Source organism: Polaromonas sp. (assembly GCF_035638815.1).
In the GTDB taxonomy this organism is placed as follows: Bacteria; Pseudomonadota; Gammaproteobacteria; order Burkholderiales; family Burkholderiaceae_C; genus Polaromonas.
Window position 1 is genome coordinate 1 of record NZ_DASQZG010000011.1, and the last position, 23,208, is coordinate 23,208.

Below are 23,208 nucleotides of genomic sequence, written 5' to 3' on the forward strand. Positions count from 1 at the left end.
GACCAAATTTGTCTTCGTCACCGGCGGTGTGGTGTCTTCCCTGGGCAAGGGAATCGCCTCAGCCTCCTTAGCAGCGATCCTTGAATCGCGAGGCCTCAAAGTCACTTTAATCAAGCTGGATCCCTACCTCAACGTTGACCCAGGCACGATGTCACCGTTTCAGCACGGCGAAGTGTTTGTGACCGACGATGGCGCTGAAACCGATTTGGACCTTGGCCACTATGAGCGGTTTGTTGAAACCCGCATGCGCAAGGCCAACAATTTCACGACTGGGCAGATTTACAAAAGCGTTCTGGAAAAAGAGCGCCGCGGCGATTACCTTGGCAAAACCGTTCAGGTCATCCCGCATGTAACCAACGAAATCCAGGAGTTCATCAAGCGCGGCGCTGGCTACGGCACACCGCAGGGCGTCGATGTCGCCATTGTTGAAATTGGTGGCACGGTCGGTGACATTGAGTCCTTGCCTTTCCTCGAAGCCGTGCGTCAGATGAGCCTTCGCCTGGGCGCCAACAACTCTGCCTTTGTCCACCTCAGCTACGTCCCATGGATTGCCGCCGCAGGCGAGCTCAAAACAAAACCCACACAACACACCGCCAAGCAGCTGCGCGAAATCGGCATCCAGGCCGACGTTTTGCTCTGTCGCGCAGACCGGCCAATTCCCGCCGAAGAACGGGAAAAGATATCTCTGTTCTCCAACGTGCCCGAGTGGGGCGTGATCTCAATGTGGGACGTGGACACGATTTACAAGGTGCCGCGCATGCTCCATGAGCAGGGACTGGACGGCCTGATCTGCGACAAGCTACGACTGAATACCCCACCCGCCAATTTGAAACGCTGGGACGATCTGGTTTACGAAACCGCTCACCCTGCGAACGAAGTGCACATCGCCATGGTTGGCAAGTATGTCGACCTTTCCGACAGCTACAAATCGCTCAACGAGGCGATTCGCCATGCTGGCATGAAGAACCACGCGAAAGTGGTCATCGAGTATGTGGACTCGGAAACCATCACGCCAGACAACGTTTCGCGGCTTGCCAAGTTTGACGGCATTCTGGTGCCCGGCGGTTTTGGAAAACGTGGCGTTGAAGGAAAAATTTGCGCCGCCCGTTTCGCGCGTGAGAACAAGGTTCCCTACCTTGGCATTTGTCTGGGCATGCAGGTTGCCACGATCGAGTTTGCACGCCATGTAGCGGGGTTGAAAGATGCCAACAGCACCGAGTTCGAGCCCGAGAGCCCCAACCCCGTGATCGCACTGATTACCGAGTGGAAAGACGAAGACGGCACCATCAAGACGCGTAATGAACAATCCGACTTGGGTGGCACCATGCGTCTTGGCGCGCAGAGTTCGGACGTAGCCAAAGGCACGTTGGCGCACAAGATTTATGGCGACGTTGTCACCGAGCGGCATCGTCACCGCTACGAGGCCAATGTGCACTATCTGGACCAGCTCCGTGAGGCTGGCCTCGTGATTTCCGCGCTAACCCAGCGCGAGCAATTGACCGAAATTGTTGAATTGCCGCAAAACATTCACCCCTGGTTCATTGGCGTGCAATTTCACCCTGAATTCAAATCCACACCCTGGAATGGGCATCCGCTGTTTAATGCGTATGTGAAGGCGGCACTGGATCACCAGACTGCGGGCAAATCCCTGAAGGTAGTCGCATGAAGTTGTGTGGCTTCAACGTAGGCCTGGATCAACCCTTCTTTCTCATTGCCGGCCCTTGTGTTGTTGAGTCCGAACAATTGCAGATGGACGCAGCCGGAACCCTGAAGGAAATCACTTCCAGCCTCGGCATCCCCTTTATTTTTAAAAGCAGCTTTGACAAGGCCAACCGAACCAGCGAAACGGCATATCGTGGCCTTGGTATGGACAAGGGGCTTGAAATACTCGCAAAGGTGAGGCGCGAAATAGGCGTTCCTGTTCTTACGGACATCCACCGCGAAGACCAGATCGCTCAGGTTGCATCTGTGGTCGACGTCTTGCAGACTCCGGCCCTCCTGTGCCGGCAGACAGATTTCATCCATGCCGTGGCGTTATCTGGCAAGCCCGTGAACATCAAAAAAGGTCAGTTCATGGCCCCTGGTGACATGAAGAACGTCATTGTCAAAGCGCGTGCCGCTGCAAAAGCTGCCGGCTTGAGTGAAGACAACTTCATGGCCTGCGAACGCGGCGCCAGCTTTGGCTACAACAATCTGGTAAGTGACATGCGCTCATTGGCCATCATGCGCGACACTGATGCGCCAGTGGTGTTTGATGCAACCCACTCGGTGCAGTTGCCTGGTGGTCAAGGCACCAGCAGCGGCGGCGTTCGTGAAATGGTCCCGGTGCTGGCCCGCGCAGCTGTCGCCGTTGGTGTTGCGGGCCTGTTCATGGAAACCCATCCCGATCCTGCCAATGCGCTGTGCGACGGGCCCAACGCGGTTCCCCTTAAACACATGAAGGCCCTGCTGGAAACGCTGCTCGCACTTGACCGCGTGACCAAGAAGAACGGCTTTCTGGAAAACAGTTTTAACACCTGATCGGGCAACGGCCCACTCAATTGCAACAAGGAAACAGGCCATGGCGCCCGCGTACATCATTGTCGACATGAAAATCACCGACCCGGAGCAGTACAAACAGTACATGGCCGCAGCGCCCGCAGCGGTGGCGGCTGCGGGCGGCGAATACCTGGTCCGTGGTGGCAAGTTTGAGGCACTGGAAGGCAACTGGCAGCCGGCGCGCGTCGCCATGCTGCGCTTTCCAAGCTACGACAAGGCCAAGACCTTCTATGACGACGAAATGTACCGTGCCGCACGCGCCAAGCGTGCCGGCACCACCGAGTTTTTCAATATGGTGCTGGTCGAAGGCGTTTCCGCCCCGGTCTGATAGCCCTCTTAACAAAAAAGGAACTAAACGTGAGTGCAATTGTTGATATCGTCGGCCGGGAAATTCTCGACAGCCGTGGCAACCCTACCGTTGAATGCGACGTGCTGCTGGAGTCCGGCATCATGGGCCGCGCTGCCGTTCCCTCGGGCGCCTCCACCGGCTCACGCGAAGCCATCGAATTGCGCGACGGCGACAAGGCCCGCTACCTCGGCAAGGGTGTCCTCAAGGCGGTCGAGTACATCAACACCGAAATCTCTGAAGCCGTACTGGGCCTGGATGCGAGCGAGCAGGCCTTCCTCGACCGCACATTGATCGACCTGGACGGCACCGAAAACAAGGGCCGGCTGGGCGCCAACGCGATGCTGGCCGTCAGCATGGCTGTGGCACGTGCTGCCGCCGAGGAAGCTGGCCTGCCCCTCTACCGCTACTTTGGCGGCATGGGTGCAATGCAGATGCCGGTTCCCATGATGAACGTGATCAACGGTGGCGCCCACGCCAACAACAGCCTGGACCTGCAGGAGTTCATGATCGTCCCCGTAGGTGCGCCCAGCTTCCGTGAAGCCCTGCGCTGGGGTGCCGAGGTGTTCCACGCGCTCAAGAAAATCCTTCACGACAAGGGCATCAGTACCGCCGTGGGCGACGAAGGAGGCTTTGCCCCCAGCGTTGAAAACCACGAAACCGCCATCGCCCTGATCCTCGAAGCCATCGACAAGGCCGGCTACACCGCGGGTGACCAGATTGCCCTGGCCCTGGACTGCGCCGCCAGCGAGTTCTACAAAGACGGCCAGTACGTGCTCGAAGGCGAAGGGGGTCTGCGCCTTTCCGCGCAGCAGTGGACTGACATGCTGGCCACCTGGTGCGACAAGTACCCCATCATCAGCATCGAAGACGGCATGCACGAAGGCGATTGGGACGGCTGGAAGATTCTGACCGAACGCCTGGGCAAGAAGGTGCAATTGGTTGGCGACGACCTGTTCGTCACCAACACCAAAATCCTGAAGGAAGGCATCGACAAAAACATTGCCAACTCCATCCTGATCAAGATCAACCAAATCGGCACACTCACTGAGACATTTGCCGCCATTGAAATGGCGAAACGGGCCGGATACACCGCTGTTATTTCACACCGCTCCGGCGAGACTGAAGACGCCACCATTGCTGATATTGCAGTGGGCACCAATGCCGGTCAGATCAAGACCGGCAGTTTGAGCCGCTCGGACCGCATGGCCAAGTACAACCAGTTGCTTCGCATCGAAGAAGACCTGGGTGACATCGCGATCTATCCGGGCCGCGATGCTTTCTACAACCTCAAGTGAATGGCCCCACGCTCGTCAATTCCTGTGCTTCGCAGCGCCCTGAAGGCGGGGCATAGTTCGCCATGAGTTCACGCCTCGTCCCTCTCCTGCTGATTGCGCTGCTGGTCATTGTGCATGCGCAACTCTGGGTGGGTCGGGGCAGCGTACCCAACGTGAATGAAATGCAGCGCAAGCTCGACGAGCAGACGTTGAAAAATGCCCAATCAAAAGTTGAAAACGAGCGCCTTGCCGCCGAGGTGAAAGATCTCAAGGAAGGCCTTGAAATGGTTGAAGAAAAAGCGCGCGAAGAGTTGGGCATGGTCAAGCCCAACGAGATTTTTGTCCAGATCGCCCGCTGACATCGGCACTTCCATGCTGCGAGTCGCCCTGCTGGGGGCCCAAGCAACCGCGAGGACAAACCTCGCTGCGGCCCTTCTGTCAGCCAGGCCTGAGCTTCAAGTCACAGTCATCGACCACTGCAAGATGCTGGACAGCCTGACACCAGGCCAACATTCCCCTTTTGATATCACGCTGCTGATGGGCCTGGATCTGCCGCGAGGGGGTCAGGATGCCCCCGAAGCCGAAACAACCGATGTGCGGCTACGAAGCGCTTTGGCAACTGCGGGAATTTCCTACAAGGTCATCTACGGCTGCGGGCCAGAACTTCTGCAGCACGCGCTGGGCGCAGTGGACGCGTTGGTCTCTGATCAAACCTCGCTGCACAGCCGCAAACCGTGGGTATGGACCTGCGACACCTGCAGCGACCCGCAGTGCGAGCGGCGCCTGCTGAGCGATTTGATCGCGGCGCGCGGCGAGTAGTTATTGAACGGTGGGTGCAGGCGGCAACTGCCGCCCGGGGTTGGTAAAAATTTGCGCCGCGTCAACAGGATCAAACCCGTACTGCGCGCCGCAAAACTCACAACCCACATCAATGCGCCCTTGCTCGGCAATGATGCTTTCCACCTCCGCCGTGCCCAGGCCGCGCAGCATGCTGCTTACCCGGTCATGCGAACAGCTGCAGGAGAAACTGGGTGCCAGCGGCTCAAAGCGCGTGATTTGCTCTTCCCAGAACAGGCGGCGCAAAATGGTGTCCGCATCGAGACCCAGCAACTCTTCGCGCTTGAGCGTGCCCGCCAGCAAGGCAATCCGTTTGTAGTCCTCGTTCAGGCCAATCTGGTCTTCCGTGGCATCGCGATCAATCTGTCCTTCAAGGTTGCCCTGCCCTTTTACCGGCAAACGCTGTATCAGCAAGCCTGCAGCCACCTTGTCGTCGGCAGCCAAAATCAGCTTGGTATCCAGCTGCTCACTCTGCAGCATGTAGTGCTCCAGAATTTCGCCGAGGTTTTCAATTTTTTCGTGGTGATCGCCAAACAGCGGAACCACCCCCTGGTAGGGCTGCTGGCCCGGCAACTTGTCTTTTGGGTCCAGCGTGATCGCACACCGGCCCTGGTTGTTTACGTTGACCAGCTTGCTGAGACTATCGCCAGATTCCACAGTGCCGGTTACGGTTGCTGTGGCACGCAGGCTCAAATCGGGCTGCACCTCAGCCACGGCCACCTTGACGGGCCCGTCACCAAAAATCTGCAGGATCAGGGCGCCATTGAACTTGATGTTGCTTTGCATCAAGGCCCCCGCGGCTGTCATTTCGCCCAGCAACTCCAGCACCTCGGCCGGATAGCCGCCACCAGCCTCGCGGCGCTTGAGGATTTCCTGCCAGGCGTCGGTTAGCCGCACCAACATGCCACGGACCGGCAGGCCGTCAAAGATGAATTTATGGAGTTCGGAGGACATCAGGCGATCTTCTTGAGCCCGGTCTTGTAACGCCGGGCATTCTCTACATAGTGCTGAGCGCTCATTTTTAAACCCTCGATCTGTTCGGGGGTGAGCTGCCTGACAACCTTTGCGGGGCGGCCCAAAATCATGGACCCATCCGGGAATTCCTTGCCCTCCGTCACCAGTGAGCCCGCGCCGACCAGGCAATTTTTGCCGATCCTTGCGCCGTTCAGTACCACCGCCTGAATTCCAATCAGCGATCCATCTCCAATCGTGCAACCGTGCAGCATGACCTGGTGGCCAACGGTGACGTTGTCGCCTATCTCCAGCGGCATGCCTATGTCGGCATGCAGGACGCTGTTGTCTTGAATGTTCGAGCCCCTGCCTATGCTGATGGTTTCCGTGTCGCCTCTGATGACCACGCCAAACCAGACGCTGCTGCTTTCGGCCAGAGAAACATTGCCCATGACCTGAGCGTTGTCCGCAACCCATGCGCTCTCATGAATGTTGGGAGTCAGCGCGTCTAGTTGGTAAATACTCATGGTTAGCCAGAATCCTGAACGGTGGAGGTGATGATCTCATTGTAAGGATCGGCCCCAAGCAGTGCCCTCGAGTGGCTTTACGCCCTCCACCCCATCGCGGCTTTGTCGTTGCGGGATCCACAACAAAAAGTGCTTCTTGCCCATGCGCTACGGGCGCAAGCAGCTACTCTTTTAATAGCAACCCACGGCCCGACAGGTTCCTGGATCTACCGGGTTACGCCGCCCGGCCCGAGCGGCATTCGCATCTGGATGTGACCAAGCGCTCGCCATTCACGCCTGAAGGTTTGGCTCGCTGTTCTATGCGGTGACCCAAACGTCAAGTCGCTGATCGCGCGAGACGCTCGACAAGCGCCTCGAGTTCTTCCAGTTCAAAGGGCTTGCTCAGTGGATGCGCGGTAGGGCCGAGCGACCGGGCGACGTCCCTCAAGTCCTGCCCTGAGCAGACGATCACCGGCAGCGTCGGGTTATGACCAAAAGCCTCGCGCGCCACATCGAGGCCCGAGCCGTCGGGCAGGTTGATGTCGGTCACCAGCAGGTCCACGGTCTGCTCGCGCAGCACCTCGCGCGCGCCGGCGCCGTCGGCCACACATACGATCCGGCGATCGGCGGTGGCAAGCAACTCTGCGAACGACTCCCGGACGAAGTCGTTGTCTTCAACGTATAGGATGACGAAAGGCTTGACGGTCATGGCTGGCTGGCGGGCTGCTGAATTCTGTGCGAGGTTGCAGGCGGTGGGCACGACCTTGATGAGACTATTTGGTTTCTGAGGACCAGGGGAAATTAATATAGTTTTCGCGCGTGTCGAAACAGATATTGCCGTACATCTTCAGATAAGACGCGCGCCGCGACGGATCGGCATACACCGCGCCGGGGTTGGCCGTATCGCGTTCATAGTCCGCGATGTTGCTGCTGGTCAGCGCCCTGGGCAGAATATCCATTGCCTGTGGAATGGACTTTCCGTCCAGCCAATCAGCGGCCTGCTGGCCCATCGCGTAACCGAAGATGGATGAAGCAAGGCTGATGCTCGCCTTGTAGGGGCTGTCGCCTTTTTTGATTTCGACGACCGCTTCCCGCTCGCCGTCGATACCGCCCAGAAACTGATCCGACCGCGCCTTGCCCGCTTCGCGCAATGCCGCCAGCGCTCCGAGCACTACCGTGTCCGCGCCGAGCACGACATCGATATTCGGTTGCGCGAGCAGGATCGTCTTCATCGTGCGATATCCGCCCTCCTTGTCGACCGTGGCGGGCGAAATGTCGGCCACGATCGTCACGCCCGGAAGTGTTCGCAGGGTGTCGCGCATGGCGGTAAAACGCGGCGCCAGGAATTGCAGGCTGTCATGCGTCAGCAGCACAACCTTGGCCTTTCCGCCAAGCCGCGTGCGGATGTAATTTGCCGCCGCTTCCGCCAGAACTTTGCCGGTCAGGTATTGCGGCGCGTTCAACACCGTGGTCGCCGGCGGTGGCACGATGGCACCCACATAGGCGCCCGCGCCCAGCACCTTCTTCAGAGCCGGCGCCAGCGACGGAGGATCGATAGGCGCCACCACAATTGCGCCCGTTTTATCAGTTGCGATGCCGCCAAGCTGTTTAACCATCAGCGCAGAATCATTATTGGCAAAGGCAACGCTATAGCCGAGGCCCCGTGCCCGCGCCGCAGCTTCCAGCCCGCGTCCCGCGCCTTGCATGAACTCGCGCCTGTTGTCCTGCACAAACACCAGCTTCTTCTGCAAACCCGTTGGCGCTCTGCAGGCAGCCCGTGCCGCATCGTACGCAGGCAACTTGACCGGGTTGGTCAGCCCCCCGCTGCCAGCGGCAAACGAAGACGCGCCGAGACACATCAGTGAAGCAAGCGCAGACAGTCGAAATTTCATCGCCAATTCCTCGAAGACACCATCACGCATTCGCCGTCGTCAGCACCAACCGCGCCATCGTACCCGGCATGCGGTTGATATATTCCACGTGCGTCTTCAGCGCCGACGCCATCGTATTGATGATCTTGCTGCCCAGCCCGGTGCCCGCATGCGCGCTGTTCAGCGCAATCCCCACGCCATCATCCTCAACCGTCAGTTCGGCCTTGCCGCCCTCCAGTCGCTTGAGCCGCACCCGCACCTCGCCGGTCTTCTCGTCGGGATAAGCATATTTGAAGGCGTTGGTGACCAGCTCCTGGACGGCCACGCCCAGGCTGACGCTGGCGTCAGTGCTTAGCGAAATCGGCTCCAGATAACATTTCAGGATGGCGGTGTGGCCGTCCTTCTTCATCGCCGTTTCCAGATTACCCAACATGGCGCCCAGATAATCGTTCAACGCCACGTTGGTCACATCGCCTGATGTGTACAGGCTCTTATGGATCAGCGAGATTGCACTGATCCGCGACTGAGTTTCACGCAAGGCATCCTTGGCCGACGTGTCGGTGACTGTGCGCATTTGCATCCCCACCAGCACCGCCACCAGCTGCAGACTGTTGGCCACGCGGTGATTGACCTCGGTCAGCAGAACTTCTGCGCGTTCCCGCGCCATGGCCAGATCGGCCGTGCGGGACTTCACACGTTCCTCCAGCGTTAGATTGGCTGCCTGCACTTCGTCGCGTGCCACTTTCAGATCCTGCCCGTTGCGGTAGACAGTAAAGGCCACCACGAACACCACCAGAATGATGACCACGGCGGCGCCTGCCGATATCCAGCGCAGCACGGACGCATTGCGTTGCTGTTCGGCGCTGTAGAGCGTGATGTTTTCGTCGGCGATCAATATCGCCCCATAGAGAAAGACATTGATTTCGTCCATCAGCGTCTTGCCGCGATTCCTTTGAAGCAATGCCAAGGCGTCTGCATCGCGGCCAGCACTTTTCAGCGCGATGCTGTTGTCCATCTCGCCGATCTTTTCTCCTACCGCTTCTGACAACCGGGGCAGCATGGCACGGTTGGGCGCATTTGGCGCAATCATCCGGCCCAGATCATCCAGCTCCTGCCGCGCCCGCGTCTTGGCCGTGTCATAGGGGGCCAGATAAATCTGGTTTCCGGTCAGGAGAAAACCGCGCTGGCTCGACTCAGCGGTGCGCAAATGATCGCGCAGCTCCACAGCGGCGATGCGGCTCGTGCGCTGCAACGCCGATTGCTCAAACAGGCTGTTGCTGCGTTCTACCAGCCAGATGGTGGTGCTGACGATCACGATCAGCGCAAGAAAGCCGATCGTGAGGCCCGCGCCAACGCCTATCGCCAACCGGCTTCGTCCTGACATCAATCAACTTTCAAAGGCTGGGTGGAAGTGCAGGGCGCGCGATCCTTCGCCCTGTGGTCCGAACTGAAAACGGGTCTAGCAGCGGTTCGGAATCTGCCTCCAATAATACCAACTTATTAGTTGAGTGAGGCCCATCTATTGTGAGGATCCGCCTGAAGAACCCGTAGGGCGCACGACCAGTTGGTTGCGAAGGATGCATCGGCTTTTCCAGGTGGCGCCCTAGAATAGTTTCATCCCCTCCACCGACCTCCCGACCTTTTGCCCCCAGGATTCAGAGTTGCCCGGCTCGCCCCTCATGATGACACCCATGCCTGTGAAACCTGAGCTGCGCCAAATGGCCCTGGAGGCCTTGTCGGAACGGGACTCACAACAAAAAGTGCTTCTCACCCAGTCGCTGCGCGTGCGGTCAGCTACTCTTTTTATAGCAGACCAGCGGATCGAAGCGCCGACGGGTTTACCGGGTCACCCTGCGAAGCCGGAGCTGCGCTCGCACCTGGATGTGCCCAAGCGCTCCCCATTCACACCTGAAGGTTTGGCTGCCCTGCTGCATGCGGTGACCCATATCGAGTTCAACGCGATCAACCTGGCGCTGGATGCGATCTGGCGTTTTGATGGCATGCCGCACGCTTACTACCTCGATTGGCTGAAGGTGGCGGCAGAAGAAGCTCACCACTTCAGCCTGCTGCGCGCTCATTTGCAGTCCCTGGGATATGACTATGGAGATTTCCCGGCGCACACCGGCCTTTGGGACATGACCGCAAAAACGTCCGACGATGTACTGGCGAGAATGGCGCTGGTTCCGCGGACACTGGAAGCCCGCGGACTGGACGCAACGCCTGCCATGCAGGCCAAGCTGCGCAAAGTGGGCAGCCCCGGCGCCCTTGGGGCGGTTGCAATCCTCGACATCATCCTGCGTGACGAGATCGGACACGTTGCCATTGGCAACCACTGGTACCGCTTCTTATGCGGCGAGCGTGGACTCGAACCGCTTGCAACATATGGGCAACTCGCGAAGCAGTACGAAGCCCCCGCTCTGCGCGGCCCCTTTAACCTGGAAGCGCGACGCGCGGCCGGGTTTGATGAGGCTGAACTCGCCCAATTGGGGTGCTAACCCATTTCCACACAACTGAGGCGCTATCCGCGTGGATGGTGCACCGCGTGCAGTGCCTTCAACCGCTCGCGCGCAACATGGGTGTAGATGGTGGTCGTGGAAATATCGGCATGGCCGAGCAGCATCTGCACCGCCCGCAGGTCTGCCCCATGGTTGAGCAGGTGCGTCGCGAAGGCGTGGCGCAGGGTGTGGGGCGACAACGGCGAGGTGATGCCTGCCTGCAGTGCGTACTTCTTGACGATCATCCAGAACATCACGCGGCTCATGCTTTTGCCTCGCGCGGTGATAAACAGGTCCTCAGTCTGTTGTCCGCCCAGAATGTCGGGGCGCGCTTCTGCGATGTACTGCGCCACGGCCTCCCTGGCAACCTGACCAAATGGAACCAGGCGCTCCTTGCTGCCTTTACCCATGACGCGCAGCACGCCCTCGTTCATGCCGAGGTGAAAAGTCTTGAGGCCGACCAACTCGCTGACGCGCAGCCCACTGGCGTACATGAGCTCCAGCATGGCACGGTCGCGCAGGCCCAGCGGCGCATCTTCGCTGGGTGCAGCCAGCAAGGATTCCACCTGCGCCTCAGACATCAGCTTGGGCACCCGCAGCGCCTGTTTGGCAGACTGCAACTTGAGCGTGGGGTCAGCCGTGATGAAGCGCTCTCGCAGCGCCCAGCGAAAGTAGCGTTTGAAAACCGTTAGCCTCCGGTTGGCCGATGTCGCTTTGCTGGTGTCGTGCTTGAGGGAGAAATAGCTGTTGAGGCTGGTTTCAGATGTGTCGTTGAGCTGCTGACCCTGAGACGCAGCCCACTCTGCATAAAGCGTCAGGTCGCGCCTATAGGCAGCCAGCGTATTTTTGGACAAGCCATCTTCCAGCCAAAGGGCGTCAATGAAGCTGTCGATACCTGACTGGCTCTGGGGGTGCATGCACCAACGATAACAAAAGCGGACCGCAGGCAAAAAAATACCCCGCCGGGCGTTAGCCTGCGGGGGTATGGTGTACCGGGCCGAAGGCCGTTGGCAATCAGTCCAGCTTGAGTCCAGCGCTGGTCACAACCTTTTTATAGACTTCGAATTCAGCCTTGATCTGGGTCGTGAACTGCTCAGGTGTGTTGCCCACAATGATCGAACCGGTGTCTTCGATGCGCTTGCGAACCGCAGGGTCTTGCAGGGCCTTGAGTACCCCTGCACTGACTTTGTCAACAACCTCTTTGGACAGACCCTTGGGGCCGATGATGCCGTAGTAGGCCATGCGGTTAACAGGCTCCAGGCCGACTTCCTTGAAGGTGGGAACGTCAGGCATAACCGACAGCCGGTTAGGCGCAGCCACGACGATGGGGATCAGCCGCTTCTGCTGGATGAAGGGCAACGCCGAGGGAATGTTGTCAAAAATAATCTGGACCTGGCCAGCCACCGTGTCATTCAGTGCCGGGCCTGCGCCGCGATACGGAATGTGCGTGATGAATGTGCCGCTCAGGCTTTTGAACAGCTCGGTCTGCAGGTGACCAATGCCGCCGGTCCCGGACGATGAGTAAGAATATTTGCCCGGATTTTTCTTGAGCTCGGCGATGAACTCTTTGTAGTTGCGCGCCGGAAAGCTTGGGTGCACGGCAATGATATTTGGCGTGGCAGCGATATTGATGATGGGCGTGAAGTCTGTCAGCGTGTTGTACGGAATTTTCGGGTTGATGGCCGGGTTGGCCGCGGTGGTGGATACCGTTGCCATACCCAGCGAATAGCCGTCCGGTGCTGCCTTCGAGGTCTCCAGGGCGCCCACCACACCGCCGCCACCTGCCTTGTTTTCGATGATGACGTTTTGGCCCAGGGCCTTGCCGAGCGGCTCGCCAATCACGCGCGCCACGATGTCGGTGGTGCCGCCAGGTGCAAAAGGCACCTGCAGCTTGATGACCTTGTTTGGATAGGACTGCGCGAAGGCTGAACCGCATGCCGCAACGGCGAGGGTCAGCGAGGAAAGGGTAAGGAGGTATCGGCGTTGCATATGCATGTTCCTTTGGATAAATGGCAAATAAGCGGTGACAGGCTTGATCCTAAACTTACAACGCGCGCCGGTATGTTGTGGATTACGCATAGGGGCAAACCCGAAGCAGTGCCTCGTTCGGGTTATTCTCGAAGGGTGAATTACGCCCTGCTCCTCTTCCCCGACTTCGCCCTCATCCTGTGCGGCTACCTGGTGTGCCGCTACACCGCTCTCAATCGCACCGTTTGGGAGCAGGTGGAGAGCCTGGTTTATTACTTCCTGTTTCCGGTGCTGCTGTTTCAGTCCATTGTCAGAAGCCCGCTTGATCTAAGCGCAACCTCCAGCCTCATCATTGCCGGGCTCACGATGGGCGTGTTGGGCATTGCGCTTTCCTACTCTTTACCCTGGCTACCCTGGCTGGGCGCTCGCATCGACAAACGCGAACACGCTGCCAGCGCGCAAATCGCCTTTCGATTCAACTCCTTCATCGGCCTGGCCCTGGCGGAGCGGGTGGCGGGGGCGGAGGGACTGCTGCTCATCGCCGTGCTGATTGGCGTGTGTGTGCCGCTCTTTAACGTTGGCGCAATCTGGCCGATGGCGCGCCATGCAAACACCGGGTTTGTTCACGCCCTGATTCGCAACCCCCTCATCATTGCTACCGCCACCGGCATGACAGCCAATCTGATGGGCTTCCAGATTCCGGTATGGCTGGAGCCCACAGTGACCCGCATAGGCGCCGCCTCCCTGGCGCTGGGCTTGATGGCCGCTGGCGCTGGTATGCAATTCAGATCCCTGGCGCAGGCCAAAACCCTGGCTGTGTCGGTGCTGGCTATTCGCCACTTTCTGATGCCCTTGATTGCGCTCGGCTTGTCATGGGTGTTTCGCCTGTCGCCCGTTCAGACGGCGGTATTGCTGGCGTTTTCGGCCTTGCCAACCGCGTCAAGTTGTTATGTGCTGGCGGCACGCATGGGCTACAACGGCGCCTACGTAGCCGGGCTGGTTACCCTGTCCACGCTTCTTGGCATGGTGAGTTTGCCGTTTGCCCTCGGGGTGCTGCGTTAGTCCACTAGCTAGCTAGCTAGCCAGCCACAGCAACCACCACCGCTGACTCTGCGATGGAGGCCACCGCCGGGCTGCGAACCCTGAGTTGATGCCCCGGCCCGGCAAAACCCACCAGTTGCAGGCCGCCTTCCAGCTCCATCGCTACCTCGCCTCCGGCTGCAGCCCGCGAGACACGCGTGGTTCGCCCGTGCAGCAAATTGGTGTCCCCATCCGGCGTTGCTTTTCCCAGCACCGTCACCGCGATCGCTTTGCACAAGGCCAGCACCGCCAGGCCTGCGCAGAGGCCCAGAAGCTGCGCACTCTCCCGCGTGACGCGGGAAAAAAGCTGGCCGCCGCCGGCCAGGGCGAGCTGTACCCGCACCACCTGACCTTGTGCACGCAGACCCACCACTGTGCATGGGAGCTGGTTGCGCATGCTGGTCCGCAAGCCAAGGGAAGCCAGTGCAGAAGGATTGGACAAACTCCCGGACTTGCCAGCCAGGCGCGCCAGCACTTGCCCACGCGCGTGCGCGAGTTCGTCCGCAGCGCGGAGCAGCTCCCGGCCTGCATCTGTCAGGAGCGCACCACCGCCACCCGAACCGCCCACCGTGCGCTCAACCAGCGGCACGCCGGCCAGATTGCTCAAGGTATCCACAGCTTGCCAGCCCGCCTTGTAGCTCACACCGGCTGCCCGCGCGGCCTCGGAAATCGACCCTGCCTCACCGATACGGCGCAGGATATCCAGGCGTTTGTCAGCAGCATCGTGGCCCAGGGCGCTTGCCAGTTGAAGCGGTGGTTTTTTCATGCGGCCATTGTCGCCCTGGAGCTATACTTTCGCTATTCCATTTCAGAATAGCGCGTACCCGCATGAAAGTTTTTCGCTTTCCTTCTTTCCTCGCACTGCTCACGTGTAGCCTCGCGCACGCTGGTGAGGTCCGTGTGGCGGTCGCGGCCAACTTTGCCGCGCCCATGCAAGCCATCGCCGCCATTCTGGAAAAAACCACGGGGCACAAGGCAGAAGTTGTCACCGGCGCTACGGGCAAGTTTTATGCACAAATCAAAAATGGCGCGCCCTTCGACGTGTTGTTGTCTGCGGACAATGAAACGCCTGAAAAACTGGAAAAAGACGGTCTGACCGCACCGGGCAGCCGGTTTACCTATGCCCGGGGCCAGCTGGTGCTGTGGTCCGCCAATGCGGCTCTGGTTGACGCGCAGGGCCAGGTTCTCAAAACGGGAAATTTCAGAAAGCTAGCGATTGCGCAACCCAAAGTGGCACCCTACGGGGCGGCAGCCGTGCAGGCTATCACCCAGCTCAAGCTGAGTGAGCGGCTTACGCCGCGCCTAGTTTACGGGGAAAGCCTGGGCCAGACCTTCACGTTTGTTTCCACAGGCAATGCGGAGCTGGGATTTGTGGCGATGTCTCAAGTGCTTGAAGGTGGAAAACTCAAGAGTGGCTCCATGTGGGTCGTGCCTCCATCGTTGTACCAACCCATCGTGCAGGACGCAGTGGTGCTCACACAGGGAAAAGACAAGCCCGCAGCCGCCGCACTTGTGACGTTGCTCAAGTCAGACCGCATCAAGGACCTGATCCGCAGCCACGGCTACGAGCTGTGAAACACGCCACCTTGTAAGCCCCCATGCTCACTGACTCGGATCTCGGCGCGATTGCACTGACCGTCAAACTGGCCGGACTGGTCACGCTGATCCTGCTCCTCATTGGCACACCAGTGGCCTGGTGGTTGGCACGTACGCGCTCCTGGTTGAAGGTGCCGGTCGGCGCGGTGGTGGCCATGCCGCTGGTGCTGCCGCCCACGGTTATCGGGTTTTATTTGCTGGTAGCGATGGGGCCTCACGGGCCTGTGGGCCAGTTCACCCAATCCATGGGCTGGGGCGTGTTGCCTTTCACCTTCTGGGGCCTGGTGGTGGCGTCGATTTTCTATTCCCTTCCTTTTGTGGTGCAGCCGCTGCAGAACGCCTTTGAATCGATTGGCGACCGGCCCATGGAGGTTGCCGCCACATTGCGCGCCTCCCCGCTGGATACTTTTTTCAGCGTTGTACTCCCACTGGCCCGCCCGGGTTACCTCACAGCCAGCGTGATGGGTTTTGCGCACACCGTGGGGGAGTTCGGCGTGGTTCTGATGGTCGGGGGCAACATTCCCAATCAGACTCGCGTTGTGTCGGTACAAATCTACGACCATGTGGAAGCGCTGGAGTATGCAGATGCGCACCGGCTGGCCGCTGTGATGCTGGTGTTTTCCTTTACCGTGTTGCTGGCGCTGTATGCCTTCAACCCGACCGGCAGAAGAAGGTAGCTGACCGTGGATCGCATCACAGCCGATTTCAAGCTGGCCTACAGCGGCTTCGCGCTTGATGTGCAGCTCGACTTGCCAGGACGCGGGGTAAGTGCGCTGTTTGGGCCTTCCGGCTGCGGTAAAACCACCTGCCTGCGCGCCATTGCCGGGCTCGAACATGCACGGGGTCATTTGCGTATCTCTGGAGACGTCTGGCAAGACGATGCTCATAAACATTTCCTGCCCACGCATCAGCGTCCACTGGGCTACGTGTTTCAGGAAGCCAGCCTGTTCCCGCATTTGAGTGTGCGGCGCAATGTCGAGTACGGCATGAAACGTGTACCTGCCTCACGGCGCCGCGTCTCGCTCGACGATGCGGTCGAGCTTTTGGGCATCGCGCCCTTGATGGACAGGCAACCGCAAACACTGTCCGGCGGGGAGCGGCAACGGGTGGCCATGGCCCGCGCCCTTGCAACCAGCCCGAGTCTGCTCTTGCTGGACGAACCCCTGGCCGCGCTCGATGCGCAGCGCAAAAGCGAAGTCCTGCCGTACCTGGAGCGCCTGCACAACGAGCTGGACATTCCGGTGATCTACGTGAGTCATGCGATGGACGAGGTGGCGCGACTGGCAGACACGCTGGTCGTCCTGTCCCAGGGGAGAGTGGCGGTGTCAGGTCCCTTGGCCCAGACTCTGGCCCGGGTTGACGCGCCAGGTTTGTCAGACCAGGAGGCGGGTGTGCTGCTGGAGGCCACAATTCTTGAACGCGATACCCGTTGGCATTTGGCGCGCGTGGGTTTTGCAGGTGGGAGCTTGTGGCTGCGTGACACCGGCCAGGGGATCGGCAGCGGTGTGCGCGTGCGTGTGCTGGCCCGCGACGTCAGCGTTGCGACAAAAGAACCAAAAGGCACCAGCATCCAGAACGTGATGGCCTGCGTCGTGGAGTCCATCAGCGCTGACGCTCACCCTTCACAGGCGCTGCTCCGCCTGAACCTGAATGCAAACGCGTCAGCGGCTCAAAGTCAGACCGTGCTGCTGGCGCGCATCACCGCCCGGGCGGTTGACGCCATGGGGCTGACCAGCGGCAGCGCGGTGTGGGCGCAGGTAAAGTCCGCCGCGCTGGTTGAGTAGTTTTTTACCTGGTCGCGAGCGCGTTCGGGAAGAACAGCTGCTCACCGCTGATCCTGTAACTTGCAATGACGCCCTGCCCTGCTGGCGACACCACCCAGTCGACAAACTTCTGTGCATCGTCGGCCCTGATACCGGGGTGTTTGGCGGGGTTGACCACCAGCACCCCGTACTGGTTAAAAAGGCGCGTATCGCCCTCCACAAGCACGGTCAACTCTGCGCGGTTCTTGAAGGCAAGCCAGGTTCCACGGTCTGCCAGCACGTAAGCGGCAGAGCTGGCGGCGATATTGAGCGCGGGACCCATGCCGCATCCACAGGCTTTGTAGTTGGCAAACTGGGGCGTCTCCACACCCGCACTTTTCCAGTAGCGCAACTCAGCCGCGTGTGTACCGCTTTTGTCGCCGCGTGAGACAAAGGCTGCGTTGGCCGCCTGGAGCTTTTTCAGTGCGTCCACGATGTCCCTGCCTTTGACTTTGGCAGGATCGCCGGCCGGGCCAATCAACACAAAGTCGTTGTACATCACCGGAAACCGCTTGACCGCAAAACCTCCGGCCACCATCTTTTCTTCGGCCACCTGGTCATGTACGAACAGCAGGTCAGCGTCTCCGCGGCGGCCCATGTCAATGGCCTGGCCAGTGCCCAGCGCAACCACCTTGACGTCCATGCCACTGGCCTGCTTGAAGGCTGGCAACAACGCACCAAACAGACCCGACTGCTCGGTCGAGGTTGTGGACGCCATCACGATGGTGCGCGGCTGCGCTATTGAAAGCGTAGCACTCAGCGCATATGAAATAAGGGCTAGAGCCCTAAAACACTGCAGAAATGACGCGAAAAACGGCTTCGGACTCATGCAAGCTCTCCTTTTACAAACAGTTCTGCTTCAGGCGGCAGGGGGCCATTGAAAAATTCATGTGCAGGCAAATCGGCCAGCAAGCGGCCCTGCTCCAGATAGATGACGCGGCTGGCCAGGCGTTTGACCTGACCGAGGTTGTGACTGCTGAAGATCAGCGTCATGCCAGCCTCTGCAAACTCTGCCATCAGCCCCTCCACCTCGCGCTTGGCGGCAGGATCAAGGCTCGCGGTCGGCTCGTCGAGCAACAGAACTTGCGGCTGCAGCGCCCATGCCCGAGCCAGCGCCAGACGCTGCTGCTGACCCGATGACAGGGCCTTCGCATTGCGTTGCGCCACGCCCGCAAGCCCTACGCGCGCCAGCGCCTGCAGCGCCGCGGCCCTGGCCTCTTTCCAGACCATGCCCTTCAGCCAGAGTCCCAGCGCGACGTTGCTCTGCGCGCTTGCACGCAGCATGTAGGGCCGCTGAAAAACCATCGCCTGCCTCATATTCACGCCACACGCGACCGTGCCTCGATTGGGAGGTAACAGGCCGTGCAAGGTGCGCAGCAGTGTGCTTTTGCCGCTGCCATTGGATCCGACCAGCGCCACGCGCTCTCCGGCCCGGATACGCAGATCACACGCGACGAGCGCGCGTGTGTGGCCGTAACACACGTCAACTGTTTTGAGTTCAAAAAGCGGGCTCATCGCATCCCTCCACTGCCCTGCACCGGCACCAGCGGTGGCCCATCGTCCAGCCGCTCGCGCCAACGCCGCACCAGCGTGATCAGCACATTGAGCATCAGCACCACCATCAGCAGAAGGACACCCAGTGCAAGCGCCAGCGGGAGATCCCCTTTGCTGGTTTCCAGCGCAATGGCCGTCGTCATGACCCGGGTGAAACCGTCGATGTTGCCCCCCACAATCATCACCGCACCGACTTCCGAGATGGCCCGGCCAAACGCCGTGATCAACACGGTGAGCAAGGCATAACGTTCGTCCCACAGGAGGAGAAGGCTGCGCATGCCCTTGCCAGCACCCATCGACTGAAACTGCTCGCCATGCAGGCGGTCGGCGTCTTCAATCGTCTGGCGTACCAGCGCGGTCACAACTGGAAGCACCAGCAGCGCCTGCGCCAGCACCATGGCCTTGAATGAAAACAGCCAGCCCAAAAAACCCAATGGGCCCGAGCGCGACAGCAGCAGGTACACCACCAGTCCCACCAGCACCGACGGCAAGGCCAGCAAGGTATTGAGCACAGTCAGCACCACCGCCCGGCCGCGAAACCGGGCCACACCCAGCCAGGCTCCCAGCATCAGACCGGCGCTGCAGGCAATCAGGCAGGCGCAGGCACTGACCGCCAGTGAGCGGAGCACAATGCTGGCGAGCAGTGGATCGAGCGAGGTGATGAGTGCGGCGGCCGTGCCAACACTGTCCGAGAAGGTATTCATGGCAGCTGTTTCGCTCTATCGTAAGGATGAATAACCCGCCCCGCCATTGGGAATCAGGAGCTATGAAGCCTTGTACATAAGGCGAGGCCTTCGATTCGTACGCCCATAATCAAAACAGTCCTTACTTTCTCCCATGCACAAAGTCGAACTTTCCTATCTGCTGTCGCCTGAGCGGGGCAAGGATGCCTTGATTCGCAACCCGCTCATGGACCTGCTGTACGCGGTGCGGGAGCAGGGGTCGATTTCGAAGGCCGCCAAAGAGCTAGGATTGTCCTATCGCCATGTCTGGGGCGCGCTAAAAAAATGGGAGCAAACGCTGGGCCGGACATTGATCGTCTGGGACAAGGGCCAGCGTGCCATGCTCACCGAGTTTGGCGAAAAGCTGCTGTGGGCTGAGCGCCAAGCCCAGGCACGGCTCGCGCCGCAGATAGAAGCGTTGCGTGGCGACATCGAGCGCGCTTTCTCAACCGCCTTTGATGACGACGCCCACGTGCTGACCCTGTACGCCAGCCACGACAGCGCGCTCAGTGCGCTACGCGAACACGCCGCGGCGCATCGCCTGCATCTGGACATCCGCTTCATGGGCAGTGTGGACGCAATCGCCGCACTCAATGCGGGACGTTGCAGGATGGCAGGCTTTCACACGCTGGAGCTACCGGGAAGCGACTCTCTGGCTGCGCGCACCTACCGCAGTCTGCTGAAGCCGGGGCTGCACAAAATGATCGGGTTTGCCTATCGAAACCAGGGCTTGATCGTCGCCAGGTCCAATCCGCTGCGGCTTTCCCGACTCCTGGACCTCAAGCGGCACGGCGTTCGTTATGTCAACCGCTCGCACGGCACCGGCACGCGTGTGTTGCTGGATGAACTGCTGGAGGTTGCCGGCCTTGATGGACGCAGTATTCAGGGCTACGACAATGAGGAGCCGTCGCACCACGCCGTGGCCCAGGCAGTGGCTAGCGGCTCGGCGGATGCAGGCTTGGGCATAGAAGCCGCGGCCAGGGAAATGGGACTGGACTTCATACCGCTGGTGAAAGAGCGTTATCACCTGGCGTGTCTGAAATCTGCATTGACCGAGGATCCGGTGCAGGCACTGCTTGCCGAACTGCAAAGTGCCGATTGGCAAACGGTGCTGGCCGGTCTGCCGGGCTACAGCGCTGATGGTGCGCAAAGTGGCGAAGTGTTGTCCATGCGGAGTTTGTTGCCTTGGTGGAATTACCGCAAGATCAAAGGTCTCAAGGTTTGATTTGCACTAAATCGCTGTTTTGCCCTTTATTGGCGGGACTAGTTTGCTATTAATACAATAGCTGATGATTGTCATTCGAGACCCCGAATCGAGTCCGGGATGACAGAGGGAGGCGGCAATGGCATCCAGCCCGCGCCAAATCGTCTGCAACAAAATCATCTATAGCGCACAAGACCGAAACCCACAAAAAACATCATCCCGCTCTGGCAAATAAAAATTCCGGTACTTCGGATGCCGCATACGCGCCCGCGTAGCCATCGAAGCCCCCCTGAGCACCTTGTGCGTTCCAAACCAGGGTTGCGAATAGTCGGCATAGGGATGCGGCGTAAAGCCCGGGTAGGGCCGGAACGTACTGCCCGTCCACTCCCACACATCGCCCCAGACAAACCCGCGTCGCGTGGCCGTGTGCGCCGCCACTTCCCATTCGACCTCCGCCGGCAGCCGGCGTCCGGCCCAACGGCACCAGGCGTCGGCCTCCCACCAGGTCATGTGCATGGCAGGCTGGTTGCCCAGCATGCGCATCGTTTTTCCAAAACGGATTTGCATCACCGCGCCGCTGGCGGATCCGATCTGCTCCACATACCTCGGCCCTCGCCTGCCCTCGTTGCTGGCGGTCTTTTGCAGCCAATCCCAGCCAGCCGCTTGCCAGAAATCGGCGCGGTCGTATCCGCCATCGTCGACAAATTCAGCGAACTGGGACCAACTCACCGGCTGGGCGTCAATTTCAAATTCGGGCACACTGACCCGATGCTCGGCACACTCGTTGTCAAACACAAAACCTGCGTTGCCCGGTGCGGTGTGCCAACCGAAACTCCAGGACGTAGCAGGTACCAGCACGGGCTCGCGCAGTGTCATGGTCGGCGGGGTGAAGGCCTGCAGCATAGCCTTGTCCAGTTGCAAGCCCAGCGTTTGCGCCGTGTAAGTCAGGGCCTCTGCGTGCATGTCTTCATGAAACAGGCACAGCCGATAAAAATACAGGGCGGCATCGTCGTCCCCGGCCTTTTCAAGCAACTCCAGCGTGCTTTCCAGCGTTTCCAGCAGGTAGGCACGGCAACTGGAGACACCGGGCAGCTCCAGCGCCCAGCGCTTGCTGTGCGGCACGTTGGCAGAATCCCACCAGCCGTCAGCACGGGGCTCGATCGACGCCAGTCGCGCGTGAGCCGGATCGCAGAGCACGCCGCGAGCGCGCTGCATGTTGCGGCCGATCCACCACTCCTGAAACCAGCCCACATGGCCCAGCTCCCACAAGGGCGGATTGATGATGGACAACTGGGGAACTGCAAAATTGTCGGCCTTCAGCGCTTGCTGGTACTGGCCGAAAAGCCGCAGCGTGTGGTTGCGCGCATCCATCAGCGCGAGCGACAACACATCGCGTCCCGCACTGCGAATGAGTGGCGAGTCAATCAAGCCGGCGCCAGACGCTGGCGACGACTGGGGTGGCGAATTGGGTAAAGCGTCTGATGCCAAAACAGTGGTCCTGGTGAGTCCCGCCATGCAGGAGACCAACAATGGCAATTGGCATACCGCACATCGCTGGACGCAATTTCTGTCCAGACATTGTGACATCGCCCTGCTCCCAGCCTGGTCTCAGCCCCTGCCCGGCCCGCCCGCTGACATGATGATTGCACTGCACGCGCGGCGATCAGCCGTATCCATCGCGGCCTGGGCGCACCATTATCCGGACAAGCCCTTGGTCCTGGTTCTCACGGGCACCGACCTGTATCGGGACATTCAGGGTGACTTGCGCGCGCAGCAATCGCTGGCATCGGCCACCTGTCTGGTGGTGCTGCAAGAAGCCGGCGTGGAGCAGTTGCCACCTGACCTGCGACACAAAGCCCGCGTCATTTACCAGTCAGCGCGCCCGCTGCGTCCGGCCACTAAATCAACGCGGCAATTCCGCGCACTGATGGTCGGGCATCTGCGTGACGAAAAGGATCCCCTGACCTATCTAAAGGCCGCCGCCCATTGTTCTGCCACGCAAATTCGCTTTGACCACATCGGTGAAGCACTGCAACCGCATCTGGATCACGCCGCACGGGATGCAGAGGCCAGGCTGAAGAACTATCGCTGGCTCGGCGGCTTGACGCGCGCATTAACCCGTCAACACATCAAGCGAGCCCATGTGCTGGTGATCAGTTCAGTCATGGAGGGTGGGGCGCAGGTGGTTATGGAGGCGGTGCAATCCGGCACTGCTGTGCTGGCCTCACGCATCAGCGGCAACCTTGGCATGCTGGGCACAGACTACGCCGGGTACTTCCCTGTCCAGGACGATGCGGCTCTGGCGACACTTCTTCAACGCTGCGCAACGGACCGCGAGTTTCTTGAGCTGCTGGAGAAGCAATGCCGCCAGCGGGCCCGCCTTTTTAATCCTGCCCGTGAAAGACGGCTTGTCCTAAACTTGCTGACAAGCCGGTGACTGCCCCCGGCACTGACTGAGAAA

25 protein-coding genes are annotated in these 23,208 nt (G+C 59.9%); 13 read left to right on the plus strand and 12 right to left on the minus strand.

The genetic code is table 11. From position 1 onward, the window contains the following. The 6 genes from VE934_RS05875 to VE934_RS05900 form a co-directional block, all read left to right on the plus strand. A partial coding sequence (locus VE934_RS05875; RefSeq protein ID WP_324885288.1) for a CTP synthase occupies positions 1-1,666 on the plus strand: 1,666 nt, incomplete at its 5' end. After that, positions 1,663-2,520 carry a 3-deoxy-8-phosphooctulonate synthase gene (gene kdsA, locus VE934_RS05880; protein WP_324885290.1) on the plus strand — a complete coding sequence of 286 codons (858 nt, stop codon included), beginning with the start codon at positions 1,663-1,665 and terminating at the stop codon, positions 2,518-2,520. The genes VE934_RS05875 and kdsA, both read left to right, overlap by 4 nt. A gap of 40 nt (positions 2,521-2,560) precedes the next feature. Beyond that, positions 2,561-2,866 (plus strand): DUF1330 domain-containing protein, encoded by a 306-nt coding sequence (locus tag VE934_RS05885; protein WP_324885292.1) that lies wholly within the window; start codon positions 2,561-2,563, stop codon positions 2,864-2,866. A 29-nt stretch (positions 2,867-2,895) separates the two neighbouring features. Next, positions 2,896-4,182, plus strand: coding sequence for a phosphopyruvate hydratase (gene eno / locus VE934_RS05890; RefSeq protein WP_324885294.1), 1,287 nt, complete (start codon positions 2,896-2,898; stop codon positions 4,180-4,182). Between the two features lie 62 nt (positions 4,183-4,244). Then, complete coding sequence (locus tag VE934_RS05895) at positions 4,245-4,520, plus strand: septum formation initiator family protein (protein WP_324885296.1); 276 nt, start codon at positions 4,245-4,247, stop codon at positions 4,518-4,520. Positions 4,521-4,533: 13 nt separating this feature from the next. Then, positions 4,534-4,980, plus strand: coding sequence for a hypothetical protein (locus tag VE934_RS05900; protein ID WP_324885298.1), 447 nt, complete (start codon positions 4,534-4,536; stop codon positions 4,978-4,980). Here the strand turns inward: VE934_RS05900 and VE934_RS05905 are convergent, their stop codons facing one another. The 5 genes from VE934_RS05905 to VE934_RS05925 form a co-directional block, all read right to left on the minus strand. Next, positions 4,981-5,952: an Hsp33 family molecular chaperone HslO gene (locus VE934_RS05905; protein ID WP_324885300.1), complete on the minus strand. Its 972-nt coding sequence runs from the start codon at positions 5,950-5,952 to the stop codon at positions 4,981-4,983. It lies immediately after the preceding gene. Then, positions 5,952-6,476: a gamma carbonic anhydrase family protein gene (locus VE934_RS05910; RefSeq protein ID WP_324885302.1), complete on the minus strand. Its 525-nt coding sequence runs from the start codon at positions 6,474-6,476 to the stop codon at positions 5,952-5,954. Before VE934_RS05910 ends, VE934_RS05905 begins: the two co-directional genes overlap by 1 nt. A gap of 316 nt (positions 6,477-6,792) precedes the next feature. Then, positions 6,793-7,164 (minus strand): response regulator, encoded by a 372-nt coding sequence (locus tag VE934_RS05915; RefSeq protein WP_324885304.1) that lies wholly within the window; start codon positions 7,162-7,164, stop codon positions 6,793-6,795. Positions 7,165-7,228: 64 nt separating this feature from the next. Further along, a complete protein-coding gene (locus VE934_RS05920; protein WP_324885306.1) occupies positions 7,229-8,377 on the minus strand; it encodes a sugar ABC transporter substrate-binding protein in 1,149 nt (382 codons plus the stop codon). Continuing rightward, complete coding sequence (locus VE934_RS05925; protein ID WP_324885307.1) at positions 8,370-9,692, minus strand: sensor histidine kinase; 1,323 nt, start codon at positions 9,690-9,692, stop codon at positions 8,370-8,372. Before VE934_RS05925 ends, VE934_RS05920 begins: the two co-directional genes overlap by 8 nt. A 316-nt stretch (positions 9,693-10,008) precedes the next feature. On the opposite strand from VE934_RS05925, the gene VE934_RS05930 reads away from it, so the two are divergent. After that, a complete protein-coding gene (locus tag VE934_RS05930) occupies positions 10,009-10,821 on the plus strand; it encodes a ferritin-like domain-containing protein (RefSeq protein ID WP_324885716.1) in 813 nt (270 codons plus the stop codon). Between the two features lie 23 nt (positions 10,822-10,844). On the opposite strand, the gene xerD is transcribed toward VE934_RS05930, so the two are convergent. Further along, a complete protein-coding gene (xerD, locus tag VE934_RS05935; RefSeq protein WP_324885309.1) occupies positions 10,845-11,738 on the minus strand; it encodes a site-specific tyrosine recombinase XerD in 894 nt (297 codons plus the stop codon). A 97-nt stretch (positions 11,739-11,835) separates the two neighbouring features. Beyond that, positions 11,836-12,810, minus strand: a complete 975-nt coding sequence (locus VE934_RS05940; protein ID WP_324885311.1) for a tripartite tricarboxylate transporter substrate binding protein BugE — start codon at positions 12,808-12,810, stop codon at positions 11,836-11,838. A 135-nt stretch (positions 12,811-12,945) separates the two neighbouring features. On the opposite strand from VE934_RS05940, the gene VE934_RS05945 reads away from it, so the two are divergent. Then, positions 12,946-13,851 (plus strand): AEC family transporter, encoded by a 906-nt coding sequence (locus VE934_RS05945; protein ID WP_324885313.1) that lies wholly within the window; start codon positions 12,946-12,948, stop codon positions 13,849-13,851. Between the two features lie 16 nt (positions 13,852-13,867). Here the strand turns inward: VE934_RS05945 and VE934_RS05950 are convergent, their stop codons facing one another. After that, positions 13,868-14,635 (minus strand): TOBE domain-containing protein, encoded by a 768-nt coding sequence (locus VE934_RS05950; RefSeq protein WP_324885315.1) that lies wholly within the window; start codon positions 14,633-14,635, stop codon positions 13,868-13,870. 62 nt (positions 14,636-14,697) lie between these two features. On the opposite strand from VE934_RS05950, the gene modA reads away from it, so the two are divergent. Genes modA through modC form a run of 3 tightly spaced genes read left to right on the plus strand, consistent with a single transcriptional unit; the run spans position 14,698 to position 17,249 of the window. Next, on the plus strand, positions 14,698-15,444 hold the full coding sequence (gene modA / locus VE934_RS05955) for a molybdate ABC transporter substrate-binding protein (protein ID WP_324885317.1): 747 nt from the start codon (positions 14,698-14,700) through the stop codon (positions 15,442-15,444). A gap of 23 nt (positions 15,445-15,467) precedes the next feature. Further along, positions 15,468-16,142 carry a molybdate ABC transporter permease subunit gene (gene modB, locus VE934_RS05960; RefSeq protein WP_324885319.1) on the plus strand — a complete coding sequence of 225 codons (675 nt, stop codon included), beginning with the start codon at positions 15,468-15,470 and terminating at the stop codon, positions 16,140-16,142. Positions 16,143-16,148: 6 nt separating this feature from the next. Next, positions 16,149-17,249: a molybdenum ABC transporter ATP-binding protein gene (gene modC / locus VE934_RS05965; protein ID WP_324885321.1), complete on the plus strand. Its 1,101-nt coding sequence runs from the start codon at positions 16,149-16,151 to the stop codon at positions 17,247-17,249. 4 nt (positions 17,250-17,253) lie between these two features. On the opposite strand, the gene VE934_RS05970 is transcribed toward modC, so the two are convergent. From VE934_RS05970 to VE934_RS05980, 3 genes are read right to left on the minus strand one after another with little or no spacing between them, the layout of a single operon-like run. Then, the gene (locus VE934_RS05970) at positions 17,254-18,096 is read right to left on the minus strand and encodes an extracellular solute-binding protein (protein WP_324885323.1); all 843 of its coding nucleotides are present in this window, start codon (positions 18,094-18,096) and stop codon (positions 17,254-17,256) included. Then, positions 18,093-18,782 (minus strand): ATP-binding cassette domain-containing protein, encoded by a 690-nt coding sequence (locus VE934_RS05975; protein WP_324885325.1) that lies wholly within the window; start codon positions 18,780-18,782, stop codon positions 18,093-18,095. Before VE934_RS05975 ends, VE934_RS05970 begins: the two co-directional genes overlap by 4 nt. Beyond that, a complete protein-coding gene (locus VE934_RS05980) occupies positions 18,779-19,525 on the minus strand; it encodes an ABC transporter permease (protein ID WP_324885327.1) in 747 nt (248 codons plus the stop codon). Before VE934_RS05980 ends, VE934_RS05975 begins: the two co-directional genes overlap by 4 nt. A gap of 133 nt (positions 19,526-19,658) precedes the next feature. Here VE934_RS05980 and VE934_RS05985 point away from each other — a divergent pair, with 133 nt between their 5' ends. Next, entirely contained in the window at positions 19,659-20,768 is a 1,110-nt protein-coding gene (locus VE934_RS05985) for a substrate-binding domain-containing protein (RefSeq protein ID WP_324885329.1), read from the plus strand. A gap of 159 nt (positions 20,769-20,927) precedes the next feature. Here the strand turns inward: VE934_RS05985 and senA are convergent, their stop codons facing one another. Continuing rightward, positions 20,928-22,175 carry a selenoneine synthase SenA gene (gene senA / locus VE934_RS05990; RefSeq protein WP_324885331.1) on the minus strand — a complete coding sequence of 416 codons (1,248 nt, stop codon included), beginning with the start codon at positions 22,173-22,175 and terminating at the stop codon, positions 20,928-20,930. On the opposite strand from senA, the gene senB reads away from it, so the two are divergent. Continuing rightward, positions 22,156-23,184, plus strand: a complete 1,029-nt coding sequence (gene senB, locus VE934_RS05995) for a selenoneine biosynthesis selenosugar synthase SenB (RefSeq protein WP_324885333.1) — start codon at positions 22,156-22,158, stop codon at positions 23,182-23,184. The genes senA and senB overlap by 20 nt on opposite strands. The last annotated feature ends 24 nt before the right edge of the window (positions 23,185-23,208 follow it).

What these genes read in the sequence shown, in the direction of transcription:
- VE934_RS05970 (WP_324885323.1), bottom strand. Translation starts at nt 18,096, where the DNA reads ATGAGTCCGAAGCCGTTTTTCGCGTCATTTCTGCAGTGTTTTAGGGCT.
- VE934_RS05885 (WP_324885292.1), top strand. Translation starts at nt 2,561, where the DNA reads ATGGCGCCCGCGTACATCATTGTCGACATGAAAATCACCGACCCGGAG.
- VE934_RS05980 (WP_324885327.1), bottom strand. Translation starts at nt 19,525, where the DNA reads ATGAATACCTTCTCGGACAGTGTTGGCACGGCCGCCGCACTCATCACC.
- modA (WP_324885317.1), top strand. Translation starts at nt 14,698, where the DNA reads ATGAAAGTTTTTCGCTTTCCTTCTTTCCTCGCACTGCTCACGTGTAGC.
- senB (WP_324885333.1), top strand. Translation starts at nt 22,156, where the DNA reads ATGAGTGGCGAGTCAATCAAGCCGGCGCCAGACGCTGGCGACGACTGG.
- VE934_RS05930 (WP_324885716.1), top strand. Translation starts at nt 10,009, where the DNA reads ATGACACCCATGCCTGTGAAACCTGAGCTGCGCCAAATGGCCCTGGAG.
- VE934_RS05950 (WP_324885315.1), bottom strand. Translation starts at nt 14,635, where the DNA reads ATGAAAAAACCACCGCTTCAACTGGCAAGCGCCCTGGGCCACGATGCT.
- xerD (WP_324885309.1), bottom strand. Translation starts at nt 11,738, where the DNA reads ATGCACCCCCAGAGCCAGTCAGGTATCGACAGCTTCATTGACGCCCTT.
- VE934_RS05915 (WP_324885304.1), bottom strand. Translation starts at nt 7,164, where the DNA reads ATGACCGTCAAGCCTTTCGTCATCCTATACGTTGAAGACAACGACTTC.
- modB (WP_324885319.1), top strand. Translation starts at nt 15,468, where the DNA reads ATGCTCACTGACTCGGATCTCGGCGCGATTGCACTGACCGTCAAACTG.
- kdsA (WP_324885290.1), top strand. Translation starts at nt 1,663, where the DNA reads ATGAAGTTGTGTGGCTTCAACGTAGGCCTGGATCAACCCTTCTTTCTC.
- VE934_RS05940 (WP_324885311.1), bottom strand. Translation starts at nt 12,810, where the DNA reads ATGCAACGCCGATACCTCCTTACCCTTTCCTCGCTGACCCTCGCCGTT.
- VE934_RS05975 (WP_324885325.1), bottom strand. Translation starts at nt 18,782, where the DNA reads ATGAGCCCGCTTTTTGAACTCAAAACAGTTGACGTGTGTTACGGCCAC.
- VE934_RS05920 (WP_324885306.1), bottom strand. Translation starts at nt 8,377, where the DNA reads ATGCGTGATGGTGTCTTCGAGGAATTGGCGATGAAATTTCGACTGTCT.
- VE934_RS05900 (WP_324885298.1), top strand. Translation starts at nt 4,534, where the DNA reads ATGCTGCGAGTCGCCCTGCTGGGGGCCCAAGCAACCGCGAGGACAAAC.
- VE934_RS05905 (WP_324885300.1), bottom strand. Translation starts at nt 5,952, where the DNA reads ATGTCCTCCGAACTCCATAAATTCATCTTTGACGGCCTGCCGGTCCGT.
- VE934_RS05985 (WP_324885329.1), top strand. Translation starts at nt 19,659, where the DNA reads ATGCACAAAGTCGAACTTTCCTATCTGCTGTCGCCTGAGCGGGGCAAG.
- VE934_RS05910 (WP_324885302.1), bottom strand. Translation starts at nt 6,476, where the DNA reads ATGAGTATTTACCAACTAGACGCGCTGACTCCCAACATTCATGAGAGC.
- VE934_RS05895 (WP_324885296.1), top strand. Translation starts at nt 4,245, where the DNA reads ATGAGTTCACGCCTCGTCCCTCTCCTGCTGATTGCGCTGCTGGTCATT.